The sequence below is a fragment of the Micromonospora marincola genome (genome assembly GCF_056150385.1).
In genome coordinates, this window is sequence record NZ_JAXCFT010000007.1 from 252778 (window position 1) to 258644 (window position 5867).

Annotated in this window: 2 protein-coding genes; one reads left to right on the forward strand and one right to left on the reverse strand. The window is 70.2% G+C overall.

What is annotated here, in order from left to right:
- Positions 1–31 precede the first annotated feature (31 nt).
- On the reverse strand, positions 32–607 hold the full coding sequence (locus SM450_RS18425; RefSeq protein WP_474620973.1) for a winged helix-turn-helix domain-containing protein: 576 nt from the start codon (positions 605–607) through the stop codon (positions 32–34).
- Between the two features lie 256 nt (positions 608–863).
- On the opposite strand from SM450_RS18425, the gene SM450_RS18430 reads away from it, so the two are divergent.
- On the forward strand, positions 864–5264 hold the full coding sequence (locus SM450_RS18430; protein WP_474620974.1) for a S8 family serine peptidase: 4401 nt from the start codon (positions 864–866) through the stop codon (positions 5262–5264).
- The last annotated feature ends 603 nt before the right edge of the window (positions 5265–5867 follow it).

Genomic DNA, 5867 nt, shown 5'->3' on the forward strand with positions numbered 1-5867 from the left:
CCGATCGCACGCCCCGCTTCCGGACGTGGCGTCAGCCGCCGCGCACCAGCGGGCGGCGGTGGTCGGTGAGCCGCAGCCCGACGCCGCGCACCGCGACGATCGTGACTCCGGTGCCCAGCTCGTCGAGCTTCCGGCGCAGCCGCTTGACCAGGGACTGCACGTCGGCGCGGCGCTGGGTCGGCGCGTCGTGCCATACCACCCGGCGCAGCTCGGCATAGCTCCACACCCGCACCGGCTCGACGGTCAGGCAGGTCAGCAGGTCGCGCTCCAGGCGGGTGAGGGCGACCTGCCGGTCGCCCCAGCGGGCGGTGGACCGGCCCGCGTCGATCACCAGCACGCCGTCGGCCGGAGGCCCGGAGGTGTTAGGCGGGGGCCCCGCCACCTCCGAATGCGTTAACGGGGGCCCCCGCCTAACATCCTCCGCGGGGGCGATCAGCTCGCGCAGCTCGTCCAGGTCGGCGACGAGCAGCAGCGGCGCCACGCCGTCCAGCAGCTCGGTGAGCCGCAGCCGCTCGGCCGGGGACGGCGTCACGCCTATGACAAGCGAGAAGGGCCGCTCCGCCGGGTCGGTGCCGGCGGGCGTCGCGTTCGTGTCGTCAGGTGTCACCGCGCCCCCACCGTGACAATGACTGTCAACCGGGCCACCGTCCAGGGGGCCTGTTGGTGACAAGTTGCTCACGTACGGTCATTGATCGCCTCTGGTGTCGATCATAGTGTCCACACAGGTGACCGGCGTAGACCCGCACGGCGCCTAGGGGGCCTGGGGGGTTCGTTTCAAACCGGTGTGACCAGTCGGGAGCGTGGTCTCCTGGCCCTTCTGTCATGGCTCGACCATCCGCGGGTCATCGGAGGAGGCAGCACCGATGCTGAGACGTCCACACAGAAGGGGTCCGGCCGGGCGGCTGGTGAGCGCGGGCGCCGCACTGGTCCTCGCCGCGACCGCGCTGGCCGCCACCGGCTCCCCCGCGCAGGCGCAGGCCGGCGCGGGCGCCGGCGCGACGGCCGGCGACAAGATCCGCCCCGAACTCGCCCGCCAGCTCGAGGGCAAGAGCGAGGGTGACTTCTGGATCCACTTCGCCGGTCGGGCCGACCTGGGCAAGGCAGCCTCGGTCAAGGACTGGAACCAACGCGGCACGGCGGTCGCCGCGGCGCTGAAGAAGACCGCCGCCGACAGCCAGGCGAAGATCCGCGCCGAACTGGACCGCGCGGGCACCAAATACCAGACGTTCTGGGCCACCAACGCCATCAAGGTCAGCGGCGGCTCCCTCACCATGGCGCAGAACTTCGCCGCCCACGCCGAGGTGGACGGCATCTACGCCCCGGTCGACTACCAGCTTCCGAAGACCACGCCGGGCGCCGACGAGAAGTCGACGAACGCCCTGGAGTGGGGCATCGCCAACATCAACGCCGACGACGTCTGGAACCAGTACGGCGTCAAGGGCGCCGGCATCACCGTCGCGAGCATCGACAGCGGGGTCCAGTTCGACCACCCGGCGCTCGTGAACGCCTACCGGGGCAACAACGGCGACGGCACCTTCGACCACAACTACAACTGGTACGACGCGGCCGGCGAGTGCGACGACGGGCCGTGCGACTCCGACGGGCACGGCACCCACACCATGGGCACCATGGCCGGCTCGGACGGCGCCAACCAGATCGGCGTCGCCCCCGACGTCAAGTGGATCGCCGCGAACGGGTGCTGCCCGACCGACGCCGCGCTGATCTCCTCCGGGGAGTGGATGCTCGAACCCACCGACCTGGCCGGGGAGAACCCGGACGCCAGCAAGCGGCCGAACATCATCAACAACTCGTGGGGCACCACCCAGCCGTCGAACGAGCCGTTCATGGAGGACGTCACCGACGCCTGGACCGCCTCCGGCATCTTCGGCGTCTGGTCCAACGGCAACAACGGGCCGTCCTGTCAGACAAGCGGCTCACCGGGCAGCCTGGCCAGCAACTACTCGGCCGGCGCGTACGACGTCAACAACAACATCGCCAGCTTCTCGTCCCGGGGCACCGGGCAGAGCGGCGAGATCAAGCCGAACATCTCGGCGCCCGGCGTCAACATCCGCTCCAGCGTGCCGAACAACTCGTACGCGAGCATCAGCGGCACCTCGATGGCGGCGCCGCACCTGGCCGGCGCGATCGCGCTGCTCTGGTCCGCGGCGCCCACCCTGGTCGGTGACGTCGAGGCGACCCGCGCGTTGCTCAACGACACCGCGGTCGACAAGGCCGACACCCAGTGCGGCGGCACCGCGGACGACAACAACGTCTACGGCGAGGGCCGCCTCGACGCGCTCGCGCTGCTCGCCGCCGCCCCGATCGGGGACAACGGCACGCTTTCCGGCAAGGTCACCGACGCGGCCGGCGCCCCGATCGCCGGCGCCACGGTCACCCTGACCGGCGCGGCGGACCGGACGCTCGTCACCGGCGCCGACGGGACGTACTCCTCGCTGCTGCCGGCCGGCGACTACCAGGTGGTGGTCGCGGCGTTCGGCTACGCGAGCCGCACGCTGACGGCGACGGTCACCACGAACACGACCACCACGCTGAACGTCACGCTCACCGCGGTACCGAGCGTCACGGTCGGCGGTCAGGTCACCGACGGGTCCGGGCACGGCTGGCCGCTCTACGCCAAGGTGAGCGTCGAGGGCACACCGATCTCCGACTACACCACGCCCGCCAACGGCCGGTACAGTCTCAAGGTGCCCGCCGGGTCGACGTACCGGCTGAGGGTCGAGCCGCAGTACGCCGGCTACCTGACCGTCACCAAGGAGGTCACGGTCGGCTCGGGCAACCTCACCGCGAACATCGCGGTGCCGGCGAACCCGGAGGCGTGCACCACCGCCCCCGGCTACACCGTCAGCTCCGACGGCGTGTACGAGACGTTCGACGGCACGAGCGTGCCGGACGGCTGGTCCGTGGTGGACAACGCCGCCTCAGGCCAGGTCTGGAAGTTCACCGACGCCGGCAAGCGGGGCAACCTCACCGGCGGCAGCGGCAACTTCGCCATCATCGACAGTGACAACTACGGCAGCGGCGGCAAGCAGGACACCTCACTTGTCAGCCCGGTGGTCGACCTGACCGGGGTGAGCGCGCCGGTGATCCGGTTCAACCAGGACTACAACTGGCTGAACAGCGACCGCGCGGACGTCGACCTGAGTCTCGACGGCGGCGCCACCTGGAGCAACGTGCTCCGGCAGGCGGCCGACGTGCGCACCAAGCTGACCGAGGTGCCGATCCCGCAGGCGGCCAACCAGTCGCAGGTGCGGGTGCGCTTCCACTACTACGACGCAAGCTGGGAATGGTGGTGGGAGGTCGACAACGTGCTGATCGGCAGCGGGCTCATCTGCAAGCCGGTCGACGGCGGCCTCGTGCTCGGTCACGTCCGCGACGCCAACGACGACGGGTACGTCAACGGCGCCACCGTGACTAGCACGGACCGCCCGGCGGAGAAGACCACCACGGTCGCCACCCCGGACGACACCGAGTTGCCGGACGGCTTCTACTGGATGTTCTCGTCGCTGACCGGCACGCACCCGTTCACGGCCACCGCCGGCAACTACGTGAGTCAGACCAAGCAGGTGGACGTCGAGACCGACTGGGCCACCTCGGCCAGCTTCAGTCTCGCCGCCGGCCGGCTGTCGGTGCAGCCGACGTCGCTGACCGGCACGGCCCGGATGCCCAGCGGCAAGGTCAGCAAGACGTTCACGGTGAAGAACACCGGCGGGGCGCCGGTGAACGTCGAGTTCTCCGAGCGGGACGGCGGGTTCGTGCTGCAGCGCGCGGACGGCACCCAACTCTCCGAGCAGGCGTTGCTCGGCTCGACCGGCGCGCCGGCGCAGCGGCTGACCGCGTCCACGTCGTTCGCCGCCCGCCCCTCCGGCAAGTCGGCCACCTCGGCCGCCGCGCCGGCCGCCCCGCAGGCGGATCCCTGGACCGCCATCCCGGGCTACCCGGCCAACGTGATGGACAACCGGGTCGTCACCGTCGACGGCAAGATCTACTCCATCGGTGGCGGTGACGGCACCACGTCCAGCACCAAGAACTACCGCTACGACTCGGTCGCCCAGACCTGGTCCGCCATCGCCGACCTGCCCGGCGCCCGGACCGCGATGACTGTCGGCGTGATCGACGGCAAGATCGTCGCCAGCGGCGGCTGGGGCGCCTCCGGCCCGGACGGCACCACCTGGTCGTACGACCCGGCGGCGAACGCCTGGACCGCCAGGGCGAGCAACCCGGCGCCACGGTCGGCGGCTGGCCAGGCCGTCGCGGGCGGCAAGTTGTACGCGGTCGGCGGCTGCACCACGGCCAGTTGCCTGCCGATGTCCAACACGGTGGTCAGGTACGACCCGGGCGCGAACACCTGGGAGACCCTGCCGGCCTATCCGAAGTCGGTGGCGTTCCTGTCCTGCGGCGGGATCGACGGCACCGTCTACTGCACCGGCGGCAACGACGGGACGGTGTCACAGAAGGCCGGTTACGCCTTCGACCCGGCCGCCAACGCCTGGACCGCCATCCCGGACGCGCCGGCCGACAACTGGGCCTCGTCGTATGCGGTGGCGAACGGCAAGCTTCTGGTCGTCGGCGGGTCGCAGGGCGGCGCCATCACCAACGCCGGATTCGCGTACGACCCGGTGACCAACTCGTGGGCCAACCTGCCCAACGCCAACACCCCCCGCTACCGGGGCGGCGCGGCCTGCGGGTTCTACAAGATCGGCGGTTCGTCGGGCAGCTTCACGGCCACCAAGGACAGCGAGGTCCTGCCCGGCTTCTCCGAGTGCTCCGAGACCGCGGCGGACGTCAGTTGGCTGACCGTGGACAAGTCCAAGGTCACTCTGGCGCCCGGCGCGAAGGTCACGGTCACGGTCGGCATGACCGCGAACGTCGACCAGCCGGGTACGTACTCGGCGTCCGTCGCGATCAAGGAGGACACCCCGTACACGGTGGCGCCGGTGGCGGTCACCATGGTGGCGCAGCCGCCGACCACCTGGGCGAAGCTGTCCGGCACGGTCTCCGGCAGGAGCTGCCAGGGCGGCACCGCGCCGCTGCCGGGCGCGACCGTCCAGGTCGACTCCTGGGCAAGCTCCTACACGTTCACCACGGACGCCGAGGGCAAGTACGCCTACTGGATGGACCGGCGCAACAACCCGCTCACGTTGATCGTCGCCAAGGACGGCTGGAAGCCTCAGACGCGCCAAACGAAGATCAATTCCGCCACGCCCACAGTGGAGGACTTCACCCTCGCCCCCACCCGCTGCTGACACGTAGCGGCCGACAGGTGCTGGCCCGCCCGGTGTCCCCCCACCGGGCGGGCCGCTCCACGTCACCCCCTCCCCCACCCCCTGTTTCGTCGATCATGGAGTTGAGGCAGTCGACAAAAACCGCAAAAGCCGCATTCAAGGAACCACAACTCCATGATCGACGAGAACCGCGGGAAGCAGCCCGGCGATCATGAGGTTGACTGGCCGCAGCGTCCGAAATGTCGCCGCCAACTTCATGATCGCCGGCCCGGGCGACAGGCCCGGGGCAGGAAGCGGCGAGGAGGCGGCAGCGGGGCGGGGGCGGGGTTAGTCCTTGTCGCCTCTGGCGAGGTGGCCCGTTCCGGGCTGAAAATCGTGTCGGTCGCTCGCTGACGTCGTTGCTCCTTGGTCCGTGTGAGGTCGTGGGTTAGTCGGACGCTGGTAGCCGCGTTATGGGCCCTTCACTGTTGCTGCGAGCACGCGAGTTAGGTTCACCCGTTCTGTGGCTGCCGCGGGCGACCGCTTTTGATGTTCGTGCTGGTGGGGAGGGTTTCGGTTGCTGGAACAAGCCCAGGATGAAGAGCAGATCATCACGCGTGTGGCGGGGTTGGACATCGGCAAGGC

What these genes read in the sequence shown, in the direction of transcription:
- SM450_RS18430 (WP_474620974.1), top strand. Translation starts at nt 864, where the DNA reads ATGCTGAGACGTCCACACAGAAGGGGTCCGGCCGGGCGGCTGGTGAGC.